Origin of the sequence: Streptomyces sp. UH6, assembly GCF_013421635.1 — a bacterium.
GTDB classification, from domain to species: domain Bacteria; phylum Actinomycetota; class Actinomycetes; order Streptomycetales; family Streptomycetaceae; genus Streptomyces; species Streptomyces abyssomicinicus.
The window spans coordinates 1-1,646 of record NZ_JACADT010001151.1 but is presented as its reverse complement, the minus strand read 5'-3'; the positions used below and the strand labels follow the sequence as shown (position 1 = coordinate 1,646).

Sequence of the window (1,646 nt, the reverse complement as noted above, 5' to 3'; positions counted from 1 at the left end):
GTCGTCCGCGCTCCGTCGACCGCGCCCCTTCGTCGGCCGGGCATCGGCCCGGCACCGGTCCCACATCGGCCAGGAGGAAGTGGAGGCAACCATTCCACGCGCTCCCATGTCTTGATCACCGGCAGGCGTCCGTCCGCCGGCCGCGGTCCACGGGACCGCGTGCCGTTCCATCGGGGAATCGAGGAGTTCACATTGCGTCCCAGTACCCGCACCGCCCTGGCGGCCCTCGTCTCGGTCGCCCTCACCGGCGGCCTGCTGACCCTCACCGCCTCCTCCGCGGCCGCGGCCGACGGCACGGCGGTGGCCAAGGCCGACTTCAACGGTGACGGCAAGGGCGATGTCGCGGCCAACGCCGCGACCGCGTACGTCTCGGGCCACGCCGAGGCCGGCCAGATCGCGGTGCTCTACGGCGCCTCGGGCGGCGTGACCGCCACCAACCGCACGCTGATCAGCCAGAACACGGCCGGTGTGCCCGGCGCGGCCGAGCCCGGGGACGAGTTCGGGGCCCAGCTGGCCTACGGCGACTTCAACGGCGACGGCTACGACGACCTCGCCGCCTCCGCCCCCGGCGAGGACGTCGGCGACACGGCGGACGCCGGTTCCGTCACCCTCCTGTGGGGCTCCCCCTCGGGTCTCACCGGCACGGGCTCGGTCACCGTCGCCAACCCGGCCGACGGGGTCAAGTGGGGTTCGGCCCTGGTGGCCGGGGACTTCGACGGCGACCGCCGCGACGACCTGGTCGTCTCCGACCGCGACCGTACCGTCCAGTTCCTCAAGGGCGGCTTCTCGGCGTCGGGGGTGCCGGCCGCCCACCACCCGCTGCGCGTGCCGGCCGACTACTACCCCTGGACGCTCACCGCGGGCGACGTCAACGGCGACGGCTCCACCGACCTGGTGTCCTCCGGCACCTACCTGTCGAAGCAGGAGGACGGCAACGACAACCTCCTCTTCCTGGGCGGCCCGGACGGCCCCGGCTCCCCGCAGGCCAAGGAACTGCGCTCCGGCTGGGTCACCGCCGTCGGCGACATCGACCGGGACGGCTACGGCGACATCGTGAGCAACACCGGCTCCACCGAGGACCTGGACGGCAACCCGGTGCCGTACACCCACGTCGGCGGCCAGATATGGATCACCTACGGCTCCGCCGACGGCAACGGCCGGCTCCAGGCCATCAACCAGGACACGGCCGGCGTGCCCGGCGCCGCCGAGGAGTCCGACGGCTTCGGACTCGCCCTCGACCTCGGGGACGTCGACAAGGACGGCTACCTCGACCTCGCCGTCGGAGTCCCGCAGGAGGACGTCGACGGCGTCGAGTACGCCGGCAGCGTGGTCGTCCTCCGCGGCACCGCGAACGGCCTGACCGGCACGGGCGCGCAGGTCTTCCACCAGAACACCGCGGGCGTCCCCGGCGAGAACGAGCACTGGGACCGCTTCGGCATCGAGGTGAAGCTGGACGACGTCACCGGCGACGGCCGCGCCGACCTGCTGGCCGGCACCTTCGAGAACGACAACGGCGGCATCGTCCAGCTCGTCTCCGACGGCACGAAGATCACCGCCACCGGCTCCCGGTCCCTCTCCCCGACCGCCCTCGGCGTCTCCACCAGCGGCGCCCCGCGGCTCGGGCACACCTTCGCGGACTAGGACCG

The 1,646-nt window shown here is 73.1% G+C and carries 1 protein-coding gene; it reads left to right on the top strand.

Annotated elements, in window-relative coordinates:
• The first annotated feature begins 192 nt into the window (after positions 1 to 192).
• Entirely contained in the window at positions 193 to 1,641 is a 1,449-nt protein-coding gene (locus HW445_RS30125; protein ID WP_180223976.1) for an FG-GAP-like repeat-containing protein, read from the top strand.
• The last annotated feature ends 5 nt before the right edge of the window (positions 1,642 to 1,646 follow it).